The sequence below is a fragment of the Olsenella uli DSM 7084 genome (genome assembly GCF_000143845.1).
Lineage (GTDB): Bacteria > Actinomycetota > Coriobacteriia > Coriobacteriales > Atopobiaceae > Olsenella > Olsenella uli.
In genome coordinates, this window is the sequence record NC_014363.1 from 1,789,040 (window position 1) to 1,807,684 (window position 18,645).

Here is an 18,645-nt window from a genome sequence, read left to right on the forward strand (position 1 = left end):
CGGCACGCCGTATCATGTGGAGTGAGTGTGCAAACGCACGCTCCAATGTGCCGACGTTTGCTCCACACCAACCCCCACGGAAAGGGCAGGCCCATGGTCTCACGCGTGTACGTAGAGAAGAAGCCAGGCTTTGACGTCGAGTCCCGCCAGATGCTGCGCGAGCTGCAGGACATCCTGGGCATCTCCGCCCTCGAGGGCCTCCGGATCGTCAACCGCTACGACGTGGAGGGGATCTCGAGGGCCCTCTTCGAGCAGTGCGTCCCCACGGTCTTCAGCGAGCCGCAGTCGGACGTGGCGACCACGCGCCGCCCCGTGGCGGGCAAGGGCACGAAGGTCTTCGCCGTGGAGTTCCTACCTGGGCAGTTCGACCAGCGTGCGGACTCCGCGAGCGAGTGCATCCAGCTCATCAGCCAGGGGGAGCGCCCGACCGTCGCCTCCGCAAAGCTCTATTACCTGGAGGGCGGCCTCTCGCAGGCCGACGTCGACGCCATCAAGCGCTACGTCATCAACCCGGTCGAGGCCCGCGAGGCGAGCCTCGCCTGCCGCAGGACCCTGAGGTCCGACTATCCCAAGCCGGCCATGGTCGAGACCCTGGACGGCTTCCGCAGGATGACCAAGGCCGAGCTCCAGGGCCTCATCGATGGCCGTGGCCTCGCCATGGACCTCGCGGACATCCGGTTCTGCCAGAGGTACTTCAGGGACGAGGGGCGCGACCCCACGATCACCGAGATCAAGATGATCGACACCTACTGGTCCGACCACTGCCGTCACACCACCTTTGGCACCGTGCTCGAGCACGTAGAGATCGACGACGCCGTGGTCAGGGACGCCTTCGGACGCTACCTCGAGATCCGCCACGAGCTTGGCCGCGACGGGAGGCCCGTCTGCCTGATGGACATGGGCACCATCGGCGCCAAGTACCTGCGCCACAAGGGCCTCCTCAAGAACCTGGACGAGTCCGATGAGGTCAACGCCTGTACCGTCAAGGTGAGGGTCGACGTCGACGGCGAGGACCAGGACTGGCTCTTCCTCTTCAAGAACGAGACCCACAACCACCCCACCGAGATCGAGCCGTTCGGCGGCGCGGCAACCTGCATCGGCGGCGCCATCCGAGACCCGCTCTCGGGACGCTCCTACGTGTACCAGGCCATGCGCGTAACCGGCGCGGCAGACCCCCTGGCCCCCGTGAGCAGGACCCTTCCCGGCAAGCTGCCCCAGCGCAAGCTCGTCACCACCGCGGCGGCCGGGTACTCCTCATACGGCAACCAGATCGGCCTTGCGACCGGCCAGGTCAGCGAGCTCTACCACCCGGGGTACGTGGCCAAGCGCATGGAGATCGGCGCGGTGGTGGGCGCCACCCCCGCCAGCCACGTCCGCCGCGAGTGCCCCGCCCCCGGCGACAGGATCGTCCTTCTGGGCGGCCGCACGGGACGCGACGGCATCGGTGGCGCCACCGGCTCCTCCAAGGCTCACGACGTGGAGTCCCTGGAGAGGGACGGTGCCGAGGTCCAGAAGGGCAACGCCCCCGTCGAGCGCAAGCTCCAGAGGCTCTTCCGCCGCGAGGACGCCTGCAGGCTGATCAAGCGCTGCAACGACTTTGGCGCCGGTGGCGTCTCAGTCGCCATCGGCGAGCTGGCCGACGGCCTTCTCATCGAGCTCGACCGCGTCCCCAAGAAGTACGAGGGCCTGGACGGTACCGAGCTCGCCATCAGCGAGTCGCAGGAGCGCATGGCCGTGGCGCTGGCACCCGAAGACGTCGATGAGTTCATGGGGTATGCGCGTGAGGAGAACCTCGAGGCGACCGTCGTCGCAGAGGTGACCCGGGAGCCACGCCTCAAGATGGTCTGGGATGGCAGGACCATCGTCGACGTGAGCCGCAAGTTCCTCTCGTCCAACGGGGCACCCAAGCACCAGGACGTCCACGTGCCTCAGCAGGGCAGCTACCAGCCCAGCTGGGAGGGTGCGAACCTCGAGGAGCGCATGCGCTCCGTGCTGTGCGACCTCAACGTGGCCTCGAACAAGGGCCTCTCGGAGCGCTTCGACTCCACCATCGGCGCAGCGACGGTTCTGATGCCCTTCGGCGGTCGCCGACAGCTCACGCCCAGCATGGCGATGGTCGCAAAGCTTCCCGTCCTTGGCGAGACCACCACGGTCTCTGGCATGGCGTGGGGCTTCAATCCCTACCTCATGAGCCAGAACCAGTTCACGGGGGCATACCTCTCGGTCGTCGAGTCCGTGGCGAGGCTCGTGGCCGCCGGCCTCGAGCACAGGAGCGCCTACCTCAGCTTCCAGGAGTACTTCGAGAAGCTTCGCCATGGGCCCGAGCGTTGGGGCAAGCCCACGGCCGCCGTCCTGGGTGCGCTCATGGCCCAGATCGACCTGGGCATCGGCGCCATCGGGGGCAAGGACTCCATGTCAGGCTCCTTCGAGGACCTGGACGTCCCGCCCACCCTGGTCTCGTTCGCGACGGCGGTCGGCAAGGTCGGCCGCATCGTCTCTCCGGAGTTCAAGCGCACGGACAGCAAGCTCTGCCTGGTACGCCCGCAGTACAGGGAAGACGGCGTCACCCCCGATGCGCGGTCCTTCCTCAAGGTGCTCGACTACGTCGAGGCCATGATCGGCTACGGGGACGCCCTTGCCGTGGCGACGCCGGGCTACGGCTGCCTGGCCGAGACGCTCTTCAAGATGGCCGTCGGCAACCAGATCGGCTTCGGCCTGGCGGACGCCTTCGACATGGGCGCCCTCTTCCGCCTGGCCTACGGAAGCTTCGTGGTGGAGGTGGGCGCAAGCACCTACGTCGAGCGTGACGTGGATGGCTTCGAGGTCATCGACCTGGGCGGCACCTCTGTCGAGTACGCCCTGTGGGCAGCAGGCGAGAGGATCGAGCTCTCTGATCTTCAGGAGGCCTGGGAGGCACGGCTCGAGCCCGTCTTCCCGTACCGTGGCGAGGGCGAGGCCGTGGACGCCCCGCGCTTCGACGTGGACGAGAGGGGCGGCTCGCGCGTAGCGCCCGCCGTCCGCCCAGCCAAGCCGCACGTCGTGATTCCCGTGTTCCCCGGGAACAACTGCGAGTACGACTCTGCGGCGGCATTCGAGCGCGCTGGCGCGGATGTCACCACGCTCGTCATCAGCAACCTCACGCCCACGGCCGTGCAGGAGAGCACCCAGGCCCTTGCCAAGGAGATCGGTCGCTCCCAGATCGTCATGATTCCCGGCGGCTTCTCGGGTGGCGACGAGCCCGACGGATCGGCCAAGTTCATCACGGCCTTCTTCCGTGCACCCGAGGTCACCGAGGCCGTCCGCGACCTGTTGCTGCAGCGCGATGGCCTGATGCTGGGCATCTGCAACGGCTTCCAGGCCCTGGTCAAGCTGGGGCTCGTGCCCTACGGTGACATCAGACCGATGGACGACGCGTGTCCGACCCTGACCTTCAACACCATCGGGCGCCACCAGAGCCGTCTCGTGCGCACGCGCGTGGCCTCGAACCTCTCGCCCTGGCTCTCCCGATGCTCGGTGGACGACGTCCACACCATCGCCGTCAGCCACGGCGAGGGACGATTCGTCGCCAGCGACGAGCTGCTGCGCGAGATGGCCGCCAAGGGCCAGATCGCCACGCAGTACGTGGACGAGGACGGCGTGCCCTCCATGGACCTGGACGTGAACCCCAACGGCTCGATCCTTGCCATCGAAGGCATCACCAGCCCGGACGGCCGCGTCCTTGGCAAGATGGGCCACAGCGAACGCTACACCAAGGGCAACTTCAAGAACGTGCCAGGTGCCATGTGCCAGCCACTCTTCGAGGGAGGCGTGGGGTACTTCGCGTAAGGGCCACACCGCCTGGGCACGGCGGGCGCGGCAAGTTCCCGCCGTGCCCGAAGCCAGGTCCCGTCGCGCCCAGGGTGACGGGGGAGCGACACTGACGAGCCCGCAAAGCTGATAGGCTGGCGACACCGCGGAAGATGAACGACGTTGCGACCCCAGAAGGGAGCCCCCATGGAACGTCCTATCGAACGACGCACCGCCCTTGCGCTTCTCGGCCTGCCCCTTGCCCTGTCGCTGGGGTCGTCCCTCGCGGGCTGCGGCGTCGGCGGCAACCCAGACGACGTGCCCCCATTGCTTGCGGCGTCGGACCTCACGGCAGGCGTGGGAGACTCCGCGTCCGTGCGAGGCGCGCAGGCGCCCATCGGCGACACTCTCACGGACCAGGCCGCCACGCTTGCCGCGTACGACTTCGCGGCCCGTCTGCTGCAGGGCTGCTACAAGGCGGAGCCGGGGGGAAACGTGCTCGTCTCCCCCCTCTCGGCGCTCTTCGCCCTCGCGCTGGCCGAGAACGGCGCCGCCGGAGAGACCCTCTCCCAGATGGAGGCGGCGACGGGCATGGGCGTACGGGACCTCACGTCCTACCTGGAAGCCTATGCCAGAAGGATTGGTGGCGAGCCTCTGTACGACACGCAGGGGACGGGCGAGGCGCTCGCGCTCAGGAGCGCCAACTCCGTCTGGCTACGCGACTCGGGCGGTCTCAGCGTGACCGACGACTACCTCGCGACCTGCAAGGACGACCTCTTCGCACAGGCCTTCTCCGCACCGTTCGATGAGACGACGAGAAGGGACATCAACTCCTGGGTCAGCTCGAAGACGGACGGCATGATCGAGGGGATGGTGGACGAGATCTCCGACGAGGCCCGGCTGTTCCTCATCAACGCCCTCGCCTTCGACGGCGCCTGGTCCGACCCCTACAAAGACGACGACGTGCGGGACGACACCTTCACGGCCGTGGACGGCACGGGGCAGGACGTGCGTATGATGCGCTCGCACGAGTCCCACTACCTCGAGAATGGCTTCGCCGAGGGCTTCATGAGGCCCTACGAGAACCACGACTTCGCGTTCGTCGCGCTGCTTCCCAAGGGGGGCGTCGGGATCGGGGACCTCGTGGGCTCACTCGACGGCGGGTCCCTGCACGAGCTGGTCACCGGGGCCGTCCCGGACGTCGAGGTCAGCGCGGGTCTCCCCAAGTTCACCGCCAGCCACCGTACCCTCCTCGACGAGCAGCTGCACTCGATGGGGATGCTGGACGCCTTCGAACCCAGCCTCGCAGACTTCTCGCCCCTGGGATCGGTGCCGGATGGAAACCTCGCCGTCGGCAGCGTCATCCAGAAGACCTTCGTCGACGTGAACGAGCAGGGCACGAGGGCCGCGGCAGCGACCTCGGTGGAGATGGAGACCACGGCCGCTCGTCCCTCCGACCCAGAGGTGAGGGAGGTCGTCCTAAACCGCCCCTTCGTCTACCTGATCATCGACTACCAGAGCGCAACGCCGCTCTTCGCGGGGGTCGTCACGAGCATGGCGTAGGGCGGCCCCGCCGGGGCGCGGAGGCCGTGGGCCGGAACCGGGGCGCGGAGGCCGGGGGCCGGAGTTGGCCGCCGGGTCTTCCGGCCTCGGCGCATGGGCCAGGCCACGCTCGGCGCGCGCGGGCTCTGGCTTTTGCTCGATCGCTCTTTTCCTTTCATTCGGTTATCTTTTTCCTTTCTTATATCATCTCACCGATGGTCCGCATCGTCCCTCCGAGTTGCAACCCCGGAAGTGAGTGCCAGTACTCACTTCTGATAATCTTATCGAGCCGATTACCTGCGGCGATGTCAGGAAAAATGTGTTTGTCGGACGCCACATGCCTCTCGGCGACCCAAAAAGTACTCACTTCTCAAGAAAGTACTCACTTCTGGAGGTGCGGGGACGCGAGGGCATGCGCGATCGCGCGCCATCCCAGCCGAAGCGCTGCGGCCGCGCGCCCGTGAGGTCCACGTCTTGCCGCACATCTCGCACATGTCTCGCACACGACGCTCCCGTATACTTCCAACGGTTCGAGGGGGACGCCGGGCGCATGCCGTGCGGCGGCGCGACACGATACGGAGGATAAGCGATGAGCGAGAAGAAGGAACCCAAGGACAGCTGCGTCCTCGTCACCGGCGGCGCCGGCTTCATCGGCAGCCACACCGTCGTCGAACTGCTCCGGGGCGACTACCAGGTCATCGTCGTCGACGATCTCTCCAACGCGTCCGAGAAGGTACTTGACCGCATAGGCGCCATCGTGGGCGAGGAGCGGGCCCAGAGGCTCTCGTTCTACCGCGCCGACGTGAGGGACCGCGCCGACCTGGAGCGCGTCTTCGATGACAACGAGATCGACCGCGTCATACACTTCGCGGGCTTCAAGGCCGTGGGCGAGTCCGTCACCAAGCCCATCGAATACTACAGCAACAACCTGGGCAATACCCTCACCCTGGTCGACGTCATGCGCGGCCACGGCTGCAAGTCCATCATCTTCAGCAGCTCCGCGACCGTCTATGGCGATCCCGACAGCCTACCCCTGACCGAGGCGAGCCCCAAGAAGCCAGCCACCAATCCCTACGGTTGGACCAAGTGGATGATCGAGCAGGTCCTCTCCGACCTCGTGGTGGCCGATCCCGAATGGAACGTCGTCCTCCTGCGCTACTTCAATCCCATCGGCGCACATCCCTCGGGCCTCATGGGCGAGGACCCCAAGGGCATCCCCAACAACCTGCTTCCCTACGTCGCCCAGGTGGCCGTGGGCAAGCGCGACTGCGTCCACGTCTTCGGCGACGACTACGACACCCCCGACGGCACCGGCGTGCGCGACTACATCCACGTGATGGACCTGGCCTCTGGTCACGTGGCCGCCTTGGGCTGGATGAACGGCCGCTCTGGCTGCGAGACCTTCAACCTGGGAACCGGCAGGGGGACCTCGGTGCTCGAGATTGTCAGGGCCTTCTCCAGGGCCTGCGGGCGCGAGCTCCCCTACGTCATCGAGCCGCGTCGCGCGGGCGACGTCACGGCCAACTACGCGGACTGCTCCAAGGCCCGCGAGGAGATGGGCTGGCAGGCCCGCTTTGGCATCGATGACATGTGCCGCGACAGCTGGAACTGGCAGTCCCAGAACCCCAACGGCTACGAAGGCTAGACGTGTCGGCAGACGCTGGCAGGCCCCACGGCGACAGGGGCCGCGCCTTCGCGACGTACCTCGCCGAGAGGCGTCCCATCATCGAGGCGTACCTTGCCGAGCACAAACCGACCCCGCCCCCCGACGAGACGTCTGCGGATAGCGACCTCGAGCGCTATCTCTACCAGCCGTTCGCGCGCTTCGTGGCCTCGGGCGGCAAGCGCACGCGCCCCGCTCTCGTCCTGCTTGGCTGCGAGGCCGTTGGGGGCGACGTCGAACGGGCCCTCTCGAGCGCGGCGGGCATAGAGCACTTCCAGTCCGCCGCCCTCATCCACGACGACATCGCCGACGAGGGCGAGCTGCGCCGCGGTGAGCCCTGCACCTACCTCACCGAGGGGCTGGGCGTGGCGATCAACACCGGCGACCTTGGCATCGTCCGCACCTTTGCGGACGTGCTCGAGGATGACGCGCTCGACCCAACGACCAAGCTGCGCGTGCTCGCCGAGCTCGCGCAGATGGAGCAGCGCACCGTAGAGGGACAGGCGCTCGACCTCGGCTGGGTGCGTGACGGACGCTGGGACGTGAGCACGAGCGACTACCTCCGCATGGCACGCCACAAGACCGCGTTCTACTCCGCGTCCTCGCCGCTCTCCATCGGGGCCATATGCGGCGGAGGCAGCAGCGGGCAGGTGGGGGCGCTCGGCTCCTTCGGCATGGACGCGGGGCTTGCGTTCCAGCTCCAGGACGACCTGCTCAACCTCGTGGGCGATGCCACGGCACAGGGCAAGGACTTCCGCAGCGACATCACCGAGGGCAAGCGCACGATGGTCGTGGCGTGGTCGCTCGAACGCCTCGAGGGCCAGGACCGAGAGGAGCTCGTCGCCCTCCTCTCGGCTCACACGACCGACCCCACGCAGCTCGCCCGCGCGGTCGGGCTCATGCGGGACTGCGGAGCCATCGATGCCGTGGGCGGCTATGCCCGCGCCCTCGCAGACCATGCAAAGGGCGAGCTCGACGGAATGGACTTTGCAGGCCATGCCGTCGAGGTGCTCGATTCTATGGCAGACTTCTTCGTAGAGCGCCTGGGCTAGGCGCTCCGCAACACGGATCAGGAGAGGCAGATGGACCCAATTCGAGAGGGCGCATCCGGCGCCGCAGTCGAGGACATCCAGGAGCGCCTGGGCCGTCTTGGCTACGAGATCGACGAGGCCGAGCTGGCCGAGAAGAGCATGGGGCCCTCGAGCGTGGCGGCCGTCGCCAAGTTCAGGCTCGACCAGGGCATGGGCCTGGGCACCGAGGTCGACGCGCCGACCTGGTCCGCGCTCGTCGATGCCGGCTATACGATGGGCGACCGCACGCTCTACCTGCGTCTGCCCAACTTCCACGGCAACGATGTCCTGCAGATGCAGGAGCGCCTCAACATCCTGGGCTTCTCCTGCGGGAAGCCCGACGGCTGCTTCGGCGTCTACACCGAGGCCGCCGTCAAGGAGTTCCAGGAGAGCCAGGGCATGCTGGCCGACGGCATGGCCTTCCAGGACACCTTCGACTCCATCGACCGCCTGCACCACGTGTGGGCGGGTAAGCCTGCGGCAGGACCGCACCCCATGGGCGGAATGGGCTTCGCGCGCGCGGCCGGCGTGCTCGAGCACACGCAGCTCTCGCTCACAGCCGAGGATCCCATCTCGCGCAACGTCGCAGGTCGCATCTGGAACCTGGCGTCGGCCACGAGCGAGAGGAGCGGCCTCGACCTCATCGAGGCGCCCGAGGTCTCGCGCGAGGGCGACGCCGCGGTCATCGTACTGGCCACCACGCCGCTGCCCGAGGGCAGCAAGATGGCCAACCTGTCGACCGACGACGTCGAGACGCTACCGCAACGCCTGCGCACCACCGTCGAGAGCTCCCGCGAAGACGTGCCCGTCGTGCGCCTGGAGCTCCCGCTGGGCCTGGACTACGACGGCACCTTCACCACCGGTGACGCACAGACCTTCGCGGTCATGCTGCTCGACGCCATCTGCGCCGCGTTCGACCTGTGACGCAGGGGGGCGTCGCTGGTGGAGCAGTTCGAATTCGTCCTCATCGTGCTGGCGTGCGTCAGCCTCTCCTCGGTGGCCGACAGGTTCGTGCGCCGCGTGTCGCTGCCCATACTGCAGATAGCCATCGGGCTCGTAGCCGCCATCGTGCTGCCCACGATCAACGAGGTCCGCATAGACTCCGAGCTCTTTCTCGTGCTCTTCATCGCACCCCTCCTCTTCAACGAGACGCGTGAGGCGAGCCCGCGCGAGCTGTGGCGCAACCGCGCCGACATCTTCTCGCTCGCCGTCGGGCTTGTGGTCGTGAGCGTCCTTGTCATCGGCTACGCCCTTAACCGGCTCGTGCCGGCAATACCCCTCGCGGCCGCCTTCGCCCTCGGAGGGGCGCTCGGACCCACGGACGCCGCCGCCGTCACGGCGCTCAGGTCCTCCGTCAACCTCACTGGCCGCCAGAGGGCGCTGCTGTCGGGAGAGTCGCTCATCAACGACGCGTCTGGTGTCGTGGCCTTCCAGTTCTCCGTTGCGGCAGCCGTCACGGGGGCGTTCTCCCTCATGGACGCCACAGCCTCGTTCGCCCTCCTCTTTGTGGGCGGCATCGCCTTGGGGGCCATCCTGGGCTTCGTGCTCTCCGGCGCCATGAGGCTCCTGGGGCGCCTCGGCTTCGAGGACGTCACGTCGCACGCCCTCTACGAGCTGCTGAGCCCCTTCATCGTCTATCTCGTCTGCGAGGACCTGGGAGTGAGCGGCATCCTGGCCGTCGTCGCCGCCGGCCTCGTCATGGCAGCGCCGCGCCCGCGATTCCACTCGACCTATGACGCTCGGCGCCGACTCGTCTCGAACTCGCTCTGGGCCATGATCTCGTTTCTGATCAACGGGACGATCTTCGTGCTGCTGGGAATGCAGTTGCCCCTCGTCGTGATGCCGGGGCTCAACGGTGGTCTCCCCGCCCCCCAGGTCATAGTCGCCATCCTCCTCGTCGCCATGGCCTCGCTCGGATGCCGCCTCGTCTGGGTGCTCGCCCTTGAGCTCGTCCACCGTCGCAAGGGGGAGGGGCTGTGCGGTGGGCGCAGGGGGATCCTGCGTGACGCGTTGGTGACCACCATCGCGGGCGCGAAGGGCGCGGTCACCCTCTCGATCGTGCTGACCCTCCCCTTGACGACGGCGGCTGGGGACCCCTTCCCCGAACGTAGCCTCCTCGTCACCCTTGCGGCGGGAGTCATCTTGCTCACGCTCCTGATGGCCGACGTTTCCCTGCCTCTGCTGGCCCCACGCCCCGAGGACGACGGCGGCCACGACGGGGAGCTGCGCGAGGCGACCATCGCCGTGTTCGAGGCGACCACGAACGAGCTCAGACGCCTCGCGGAGGACGAGGCCCTCACCGAGTACCTGCCCGCGCTCAGGCTCACGCTCAGCCGCTACGAGCTGCAGCTGGCCCTTGAGCGCTTCATCAGCTCCGGTGTCGAGGAGGAGAATCGTGCCGTGGAGGACGAGGAGGCCCGGCTGCAGGCCGAGACCCTCGAGTCGCTTCACCGCCGCCACCTCAAGGTGCACTCCGAGCAGGACTGGCAGCGCCATCTTGTCGCTCTCCGCGGTATCAGGAGCTCTGTCGGCTATACCGGACGCATGGCGGACGTCATACCGAATCGGGGCACCCTCCTCGCGAGCGCGACGACCCTCGTGCGCCGGACCTTCTTCCCCGCAGGCCACCGTGCCAAGGACGGCAGCGACCTCGACCGCATCTACGGCCAGTCCTGCATCTACGCGATCGAGCTCGAGTACGTGAGCCTCGAGTACTTCGAGCGCGTCATGAAGGAGGGGGACGTCGGCCAGGCAAGGGCCGCCCATATACGCCACGACGTGCACGAACTCGCCCTGCACTCTCTGTGGGGCCGCCTCAACTACGGGCGGGACGTCCCCCTCGACTCGCGCAAGGCCTACACGCTGCCCTACGACCTCCTCACACACGACTTCAACCCGCGTTTCCGCGAACAGTTCGCCAAGGCGCGCGAGTTCGCCCGCGACGTGGACGAGAACGCGCTGCGCATCGAGCTCGACGAGATAGGACGCCTGCAGTCCGAGGGCACCCTCACCCGCAAGATAGCCAACGAGCTGCGCGAGAACGTCTATCTTCTGCAGATGGGCGAGGGGTAGGGCGACACGGGGACGGCACGACGCGCCCCTCCGCAATGGGTCCGACGGCAGCCGCCATGCGCGACTGCTATACTTAGCGTGCGTCCGGTTCGGGGCGGCGGCTGAACTGGGGTATCGTCCAAGGGCTAGGACACGGGTTTTTGGTGCCTGGAATGAGGGTTCGAATCCTTCTACCCCAGCCAACGCATCTGATGGGTCGGGTGCGGCCCAGTGCCGTACCCGGCTTTCTGGCGCCTCTTCTGGTACGTCCGAACTTTGCCGTGGATACACGCCAACCCGTTGGAGGCCACATGCCCGTCACCGCGATCGTCCTCGCCGCCGGCGAGGGAACGCGCATGAAGTCCCGCCATCCCAAGGTCACGCACAAGGTCCTGGACCGTCCGCTCGCGTGGTGGGTCGTTGACGCCGCCCGAAGGGCCGGCATCGAGCGCATCGTCGTCGTCGTCGGGAACGGCGCGGACGAGGTGCGCTCCTGCCTTGCGGGCGAGGGGGACGTCGAGTTCGTGGAGCAGGCGGAACGCCTGGGCACGGGACATGCCGTCCGCGTGGTCAAAGACGCCCTCGGAGGCTTCACCGGTCCTGTGGTCGTGCTCAACGGCGACCTGCCGCTCGTGCGCCCAAAGACCATCTCGGCCCTGGTCGACGCAACGCGCGCCAATCACAGTGCCTGCACCATCCTCACGATGACCCCGCCCGACGCCACGGGCTACGGTCGCATCGTTACCGAGGACGGCCAGGTCAGGGCCATCATCGAGCACAAGGACTGCACGCCTGCGCAGCGTGAGGAGCTCAGGGAGTGCAACGCCGGCGCCTACTGCTTCTGTGGCGGGAGGCTCACCGACAACATCGGCAGGATCGGCAGCGACAACGCCCAGGGCGAGTGCTATCTCACGGACATGGTCGGGATCTACGTCGGCATGGGCGAGTCCGTCTCGGCCGTGCACTGCGACGACTACTCGGAGCTTCTGGGCGTGAACGACCGCGTCCAGCTCGCCCAGGTCACCAAGGTCATGCAGCGGCGCATCAACGAGGGTCTCATGCGTGCGGGCGTCACGATGCTCGATCCCGACCAGGTGTGGGTGGGGCCGGACGCCAGAATCGGCCGTGACTGCGTCCTTCTCCCCCAGACCATCATCTGGGGGAGGACGACCGTGGGCGAGGCGTGTACCATCGGCCCCAACAGCCGCCTCGTGAACGCCAGCGTGGGCGACCGTTGCCTGGTGGACGAGACCATCATCGTGGACTCCGCCATCGACGACGACGTCTCGTGCGGTCCGCGCGCCTACCTGCGTGGCGGCGCGCACTTCATGAGGCGTTCCAAGGCGGGCACCCACGTGGAGATAAAGGGCTCCGAGGTGGGCGAGGGGTCCAAGGTCCCGCACCTCTCCTACATAGGCGACGCACGCCTGGGCAGGGGCGTCAACATCGGCGGGGGTTCCATCACCTGCAACTACGATGGAAAGCACAAGAGCCGCACGGAGATCGGCGACCACGTCTTCGTCGGCTCGGATACGATGATGGTGGCTCCCGTCGAGATCGGCGACAACGCCCTCGTCGGCGCCGGCTCCTGCATCACCCAAGACGTTCCCGCGGGAGCCCTCTCGCTCGAGCGCTCTCGGCAGCTCATCAAAGAGGGATGGGCAGACCTGTACTGGGCCAATCTTCGAGAAGAGGACTAGAGGATGTACGAGAACCTGCGCGAACCGACCACCTACCAGAAGGAGATCAAGCTCTACTCGGGCACCAGCAACCCGGCGCTCGCCCAACGCATCGCCAACATCCTGCACCTCGAACTCCAAGGTCTCGAGATCCAGAAGTTCGCCAACGGCGAGATCTACGCGCGCTTCGACGAGTCGGTCCGTGGCGACGAGGTCTTCTTCATCCAGTCCGTCGTGGGGGGCAACGTCAACGACCTCCTCATGGAGACGCTTATCGTCGCCGATGCGGCCTCGAGGGCCTCTGCGGAGAGCTTCACCGCCGTCATCCCGCACTATGGCTACGCCCGGCAGGACCGCAAGGCCGCGAGCCGCGAGCCCATCACCGCGCGCCTCGTCGCCAACCTGCTCGAGGCTGCGGGCGTCGACCGCGTCATCACGCTTGACTTGCACTCCGGCCAGATCCAGGGCTTCTTCGACATCCCCGTCACGCACCTGACGGCCCTCTACCTCTTCGGAGACTACTTCAAGCAGAAGTCCTTCGACTGGAACGAGACGGTCGTCGTCTCCCCCGACATGGGTCGGGCAAAGGTCGCCAAGAAGCTCTCGGACTACCTGGGCTGCGAGGTCGCCATCGCCCACAAGAGCCGCCCGAGGCACAACGCCGCCGAGGTCATGGGTATCATCGGCAACATCAATGGCAAGACCTGCATCATCAACGACGACATGATCGACACCGCCGGCACGCTCACGGGCTCCATCAACAAGCTCAAGGAGATGGGTGCCGGCGACATCTACGTGTGTGCCACGCACGGCATCTTCAGCGGACAGGCCATCCAGCGCCTGGAGGATGCGCCGATCGTCGAGTGCGTCGTCACCGACGCCATACCCTGCGCCATCGCAAACACGCAGGGCTCCAAGATCAAGCAGATCTCGATCGCCCGTCCCCTTGCGAACTGCATCTACAACGTCTACACCAACCGCTCCGTCTCGCAGGCCGCAGGAGGCAACTCCGAGATGTAGGACAGGCCAGGGGAACGCGCATGTCCCCCGCGCACGCACCCCTGGCCTTCGGCAGGCGGATGGCGCGGACGTCCGGCTAGTGGGTGGTGCCCGCCGAGACCGACACGTCCCTCTCGGTGGCAAGCGCCGCCCCTACCGCAAGGGCGATGCCCGCCGTCATGGTCTCGAGCGACATGCTGGGCGTCGCCGACGGCAGGCGGGTCGCCTGCTGCGTTGCGTAGGGCACGTGCATGAAGCCCCCGCGCACGCCGGGATGGTCGGTGGCGATGGCATGCATCAGGCGGTAGAGCATGTCGTTGCACACGTAGGTGCCGGCCGTGAAGGAGACCTCGGCGGGAATCCCGGCATCGTTCATGGCCTTCGCCATCGCCCTCACGGGAAGCGTGGAGAAGTAGGCGTCAGGCCCATCCTCCTCGATCCTCTGGGCAAGGGGCTGGTTGCCGTCGTTGTCGGGGACGCGCGCGTCCATGCAGTTGATGCCCACGTACTCGGGCGTGAGCTTGGCACGGCCGCCCGCCTGCCCGATGCAGAGCACCAGATCGGGCGAACACTCCCTCATGGCATGCTCCACCTCGGCGAACCCCCGCCCGAACGCCACGGGCACCTCGGCCTTGACGACCTCCGCACCGCCGATGGCGCCCGGCAGGGCACGGACCGCTTCCCACGCGGGGTTCATGGCCTCCCCGCCAAAGGGCTGGAAGCCCGTGACAAGAACCGCTCCCATACGTCCTCCTTCCGTCAGGCGCACCGCGAATCGCCCAAAAGCCCCCTCAACCCAAAAGCTCTCCCATTCTATAGGGAGCGTGCGCCATCGTGGTCTACCATCAGAGGAAGCCGAGGGCTGCCACCCAGGCAGCCCTCGCCGGACGAAGGGGGCACGATGGGCTACACGGAGCGCGAGCACTGGTGCAGGCGAGAGGACAAGAACATCTACGGGAGGCTGTTTCTCCCCGATGGATGGGGGGACGGTCGACCCCGTGCGACCGCGATCTTCTCGCACGGACTCAGCACGAATCATGGGGACATGGAGCCCTATGCCCGAACTGCAGCGGAGCGCGGAATGGTCACGTATGTGTTCGACTTCTGCGGAGGGGGTGCCTACAGCAGGAGCGACTGGCAGGACGGCATGTCCCTCTTCACCGAGCAGCACGACCTGGAGTCGGTTGCCTGGGAGCTCTCGCGCGAGCCGTTCGTCGACCAGGACAACGTCTTCCTCTGCGGGTCCAGCCTGGGGGCAACCGTGACGCTCATGGCAGCGCGCGCGAACGCCCAGCTGGTACGCGGGTGCGTGCTGCTGTACCCAGCATTCAACCTCCACGACGCCGTGCGGCAGGCATGCCCCGACAGGAACAGCCTGCCGGAGGCCTTCCCCATCATGGGAATGGACGTCAGCGGCGACTTCCTGCGCTCGTGCTACGACTACGACTTCTTTGAGCACATCCCGGCGTTCCCGGAGGAGGTGCTGCTCTTCCACGGCGATGCGGACACGGCCGTGCCGCTCTCGTACTCACAGCGCGCCGCACGCCTGTTCCCGCACTGCGAGCTGAGGGTCATCCGTGGCGGTGGGCACGGCTTTGTGGGCGAGCAGTACTGGCAGGTGGTCGAACAGGCCGCCGAGTGGCTGGGTGCCCGCATGAGGCGCTAGGCGCACGGGACCCAAGATCCCTTCCGGGACCCGCGCGCCTACGTACGCCCGCGACGCCCGCGCACGAGCCATGCCTACAGCAGGCTGTGGTGACGGAGCAGGTACGCACGCCTGGCAAACAGGGCACTCGCCACATATCCCGCAACGACGCACGCCAGAAACACGAAGTAGGCCGTCGGCATCGGAGCAAACCCGAGGGCGCCGCCCACGGCAGTCGCGGGCAGAAGCGTTGCCAGGACAATCCCCGACGCACCCAGAAGCGTGATGGACCAAGCCGCATGGCTCTGCACGAAGGGCACCCTCGCGGTGCGCACGAGGTGCACGACGAGCGTCTGGGTCCACATGGACTCGACGAACCAACCTGCCTGGAAGGTCGACACGAACAGGGCACGTCCGCTCGCATCCAGGCTCCCCCAGGCACCGCCCGCGACCGCAGGGCATATCCAGGCGAACAGGGCCGCAAACGTGATGACGTCGAACACCGAGCTCACGGGGCCCATCCTCAGCATGAACGCGCGCATGGACGTGCCGTCCCAACGCCTGGGCGAGAGCACCAGCTCGTCATCCACGTTGTCCCAGGGGATGGCCGTGCACGTAAGGTCGTAGATCAGGTTCAGCAGCAGGAGCTGCACCGCCGTCATGGGAAGAAACGGCAGGAACGTGGCCGCCACCAACACGGAGATGACGTTGCCGAAGTTGCTGCTGACGGTCATCTTCACGTACTTGGCCATGTTGGCGTACGTCCTCCGGCCACACATGATGCCCCGCTCCAGGACCATGAGGTCCTTCTCCAGCAAGATGATGTCCGCAGCCTCGCGCGCCACGTCGACGGCGGAGTCGACGGAGATCCCGCAGTCGGACGCCCGCATCGCCGCGGCGTCGTTCACGCCGTCACCCATGTAGCCCACGGCGTGACCCAGGCTGCGAAGGCCCTGCACCACGCGCGCCTTCTGGGTCGGGCTCAGCTTCGCGAAGACCGACGTCCGCTGGGCGCGCTCGGCAAGCTCCGCGTCATCCATCGCATCGACCTCGGCTCCCGTGAGCACGCCGTCCACGGGCAGCCCCATCTTGCCGCACACGTAGGTCGTGACGCGCGCGGAGTCACCCGTGAGCACCTTGGTCGTGACGCCGTTCTGGGCCAAGGCGCGTACCGCCTCGGCGGCCGAGGCCTTTGGCGGGTCCAGAAACGCCAGGTAGCCGATCAGGGTCATGTCGCACTCGTCATCTGCGGCCAGCGTGCCGGCGCCGGCGGGCTCCTCCCGAACGGCAACGCCCAGCACGCGCATGCCCTCGTCCCCCAGGGCGGCGGCACGCTCCATCACGGCACGTCCGACGTCAGGGGTGATTGCGTGCCTCTCGCCGGACAGCTCGTACTGCGAGCACAGCGCCAGGACCTCCTCCATCGCCCCCTTGGTGACCATGACCGTATTGCCGCGCTCGTCACCCACGACCACGCTCACCCGGCGGCGCTCGAAGTCGAAGGGGAGCTCGTCCACCAGCTGCCACGAGGTGGCGATCTCATCGGCACCTGTGGGCCCGCCGCCGCGCGCGCCCTCTTCGATCGCGCGGCGGATGATTGCCGAGTCTATGAGGTTGCGCATGCCGGTTCCAAAGAAGCTGTTCATGAACGCCCAGTTCAGAACGGATACGTCTTCGTTCCCGTCCACGTCGAGATGGCGCTCCAGCACCACGCTGTCCTGCGTCAGCGTGCCCGTCTTGTCGGTACAGAGGATGTCGATGGCGCCCAGGTCCTGGATCGCGCCCAGGCGCTTCACGATGACGTGCGCGCGGCTGAGGTCCAGGGCCCCCTTGCCCAGGCAGCCCGAAACCAGCATGGGCAGCATCTCGGGTGTCAGGCCCACCGCGACGGACAGCGAGAACAAAAGCGACGACAGCCAGTCGCCCTTGGTCATGCCGGAGACCAGCAGCACCACCGGAACCATCGCCATCATCAGGCGGACGAGGAGGACGCTGGTCCTTGACACGCCCTCGTCTGCGGCAGTCTGGCGCCTGGCGGTCCCCAGCAGGGACGTCGCCTCGCCGAAGAGCGTGCGGGCGCCCGTCGCCACCACGACGCCACGGGCCGTGCCCGAGATGACCGTCGACCCCATGAACGCGAGGTTGCGGACGTCCGAGGCCGCATCCGCACCCGGGCCTGTGCCCACAAGGCCGGCGTCCGCGACCTTCTCGACGGGCTCGGGCTCGCCCGTCAGAGAGCTCTGGCTCACAAACAGGTCGCGCGCATGCACTATGCGCAGGTCCGCTGGGACGATATCGCCGGACGAAAGGTTCACCACGTCGCCCACCACCACCTCGTCCAGGGGGATGTCGGTGCGACCCGGTCCCTCGCGCAGGACGCAGCAGGTGGTCTCTATCATCTCGGCCAGCGACTCCGCCGCATCGCCGCTGCGCTCCTCCTGCACGAAGCGCATCACCCCGGACACCAGCACCATCACGCCAATGATGGCCGGGGTGGTGAGGTCGCGGCTGTCGGCGCTCGCAAAAATCCAGTCGGTCAACACGGAGACCGCCGCGATGAGCACCAGGATGTAGGTGAGGGGGTCCGAGAAGGCCAGCAGGAGGCGAATCGGCCGGGGCTTGCGGTCGGCATGGGCGACGACGTTGGGTCCCCAGAGCTCGCGAGAGACCTCGACCTCATGCGGGGCCAACCCTCCCGCATGCGCGTTGAGCTCGTCGTACACACGCGGCACGGGCAGCTGGGCCATGTGGAGAAGCCACTCGCGCTGGCTCGCCGTCGCGTTCCCCGCGGCATGGCCGTTCCCCGCGGCATGGTTGATGGCACGCCTCATCATGGCGCCACCTCGCTATCCCGGGACAGAGATCGGGTCGCCCGGCAACTGCTGCCGCACGACCCCGGGAGCACGCGATTGGCATCCCTCCCGTGGCATCCGACGTGCGCGGACCCCACGGGCGCACGGACCCGTGACGACGGTCACGGGCACGCGAAGGCGCTACGGGCGCCGACGGTCCCGTCCGGCAGGCGCCCCTCCCCTGGTCAGGCATTCTTGGCGTCCTTGGTGACTATGATCGTCTGACATGCGAGGCACCTCCTCAGGACGGTGGACTATGGAGACGGGGCCCGTCTCCCTTAGTCGTAGGCCTTCAGGTTATACCCAGGGGACAGACGGTTCAACCCCTCCGCATGTGGGCGGCACAGGGGTTGGCGCA

General features: G+C 67.2%; 11 protein-coding genes and 1 tRNA gene. 10 read left to right on the forward strand and 2 right to left on the reverse strand.

The window, feature by feature from the left end:
* Positions 1-93: 93 nt before the first annotated feature.
* The 9 genes from OLSU_RS07785 (at position 94) to OLSU_RS07825 (ending at position 13,811) form a co-directional block, all read left to right on the forward strand.
* A complete protein-coding gene (locus tag OLSU_RS07785) occupies positions 94-3,825 on the forward strand; it encodes a phosphoribosylformylglycinamidine synthase (RefSeq protein ID WP_013252410.1) in 3,732 nt (1,243 codons plus the stop codon).
* Positions 3,826-3,993: 168 nt separating this feature from the next.
* Positions 3,994-5,349 (forward strand): serpin family protein, encoded by a 1,356-nt coding sequence (locus OLSU_RS07790; protein WP_013252411.1) that lies wholly within the window; start codon positions 3,994-3,996, stop codon positions 5,347-5,349.
* A 568-nt stretch (positions 5,350-5,917) separates the two neighbouring features.
* Positions 5,918-6,973 carry a UDP-glucose 4-epimerase GalE gene (gene galE, locus OLSU_RS07795; RefSeq protein WP_013252412.1) on the forward strand — a complete coding sequence of 352 codons (1,056 nt, stop codon included), beginning with the start codon at positions 5,918-5,920 and terminating at the stop codon, positions 6,971-6,973.
* 2 nt (positions 6,974-6,975) lie between these two features.
* A complete protein-coding gene (locus OLSU_RS07800; protein WP_013252413.1) occupies positions 6,976-8,043 on the forward strand; it encodes a polyprenyl synthetase family protein in 1,068 nt (355 codons plus the stop codon).
* A gap of 30 nt (positions 8,044-8,073) precedes the next feature.
* Positions 8,074-8,985, forward strand: coding sequence for a peptidoglycan-binding domain-containing protein (locus OLSU_RS07805; RefSeq protein ID WP_013252414.1), 912 nt, complete (start codon positions 8,074-8,076; stop codon positions 8,983-8,985).
* A gap of 18 nt (positions 8,986-9,003) precedes the next feature.
* Positions 9,004-11,133 carry a Na+/H+ antiporter gene (locus OLSU_RS07810; RefSeq protein ID WP_013252415.1) on the forward strand — a complete coding sequence of 710 codons (2,130 nt, stop codon included), beginning with the start codon at positions 9,004-9,006 and terminating at the stop codon, positions 11,131-11,133.
* A 107-nt stretch (positions 11,134-11,240) separates the two neighbouring features.
* Positions 11,241-11,315, forward strand: a tRNA-Gln gene (locus OLSU_RS07815).
* A 108-nt stretch (positions 11,316-11,423) separates the two neighbouring features.
* On the forward strand, positions 11,424-12,812 hold the full coding sequence (gene glmU, locus OLSU_RS07820; RefSeq protein ID WP_013252416.1) for a bifunctional UDP-N-acetylglucosamine diphosphorylase/glucosamine-1-phosphate N-acetyltransferase GlmU: 1,389 nt from the start codon (positions 11,424-11,426) through the stop codon (positions 12,810-12,812).
* A 3-nt stretch (positions 12,813-12,815) separates the two neighbouring features.
* A complete protein-coding gene (locus OLSU_RS07825) occupies positions 12,816-13,811 on the forward strand; it encodes a ribose-phosphate diphosphokinase (RefSeq protein WP_013252417.1) in 996 nt (331 codons plus the stop codon).
* A 76-nt stretch (positions 13,812-13,887) separates the two neighbouring features.
* Here the strand turns inward: OLSU_RS07825 and pcp are convergent, their stop codons facing one another.
* A complete protein-coding gene (gene pcp, locus OLSU_RS07830) occupies positions 13,888-14,535 on the reverse strand; it encodes a pyroglutamyl-peptidase I (protein WP_013252418.1) in 648 nt (215 codons plus the stop codon).
* 156 nt (positions 14,536-14,691) lie between these two features.
* On the opposite strand from pcp, the gene OLSU_RS07835 reads away from it, so the two are divergent.
* Positions 14,692-15,456 carry an alpha/beta hydrolase family protein gene (locus OLSU_RS07835; RefSeq protein WP_013252419.1) on the forward strand — a complete coding sequence of 255 codons (765 nt, stop codon included), beginning with the start codon at positions 14,692-14,694 and terminating at the stop codon, positions 15,454-15,456.
* Positions 15,457-15,530: 74 nt separating this feature from the next.
* On the opposite strand, the gene mgtA is transcribed toward OLSU_RS07835, so the two are convergent.
* Complete coding sequence (mgtA, locus tag OLSU_RS07840) at positions 15,531-18,269, reverse strand: magnesium-translocating P-type ATPase (RefSeq protein ID WP_013252420.1); 2,739 nt, start codon at positions 18,267-18,269, stop codon at positions 15,531-15,533.
* Positions 18,270-18,645 lie beyond the last annotated feature (376 nt).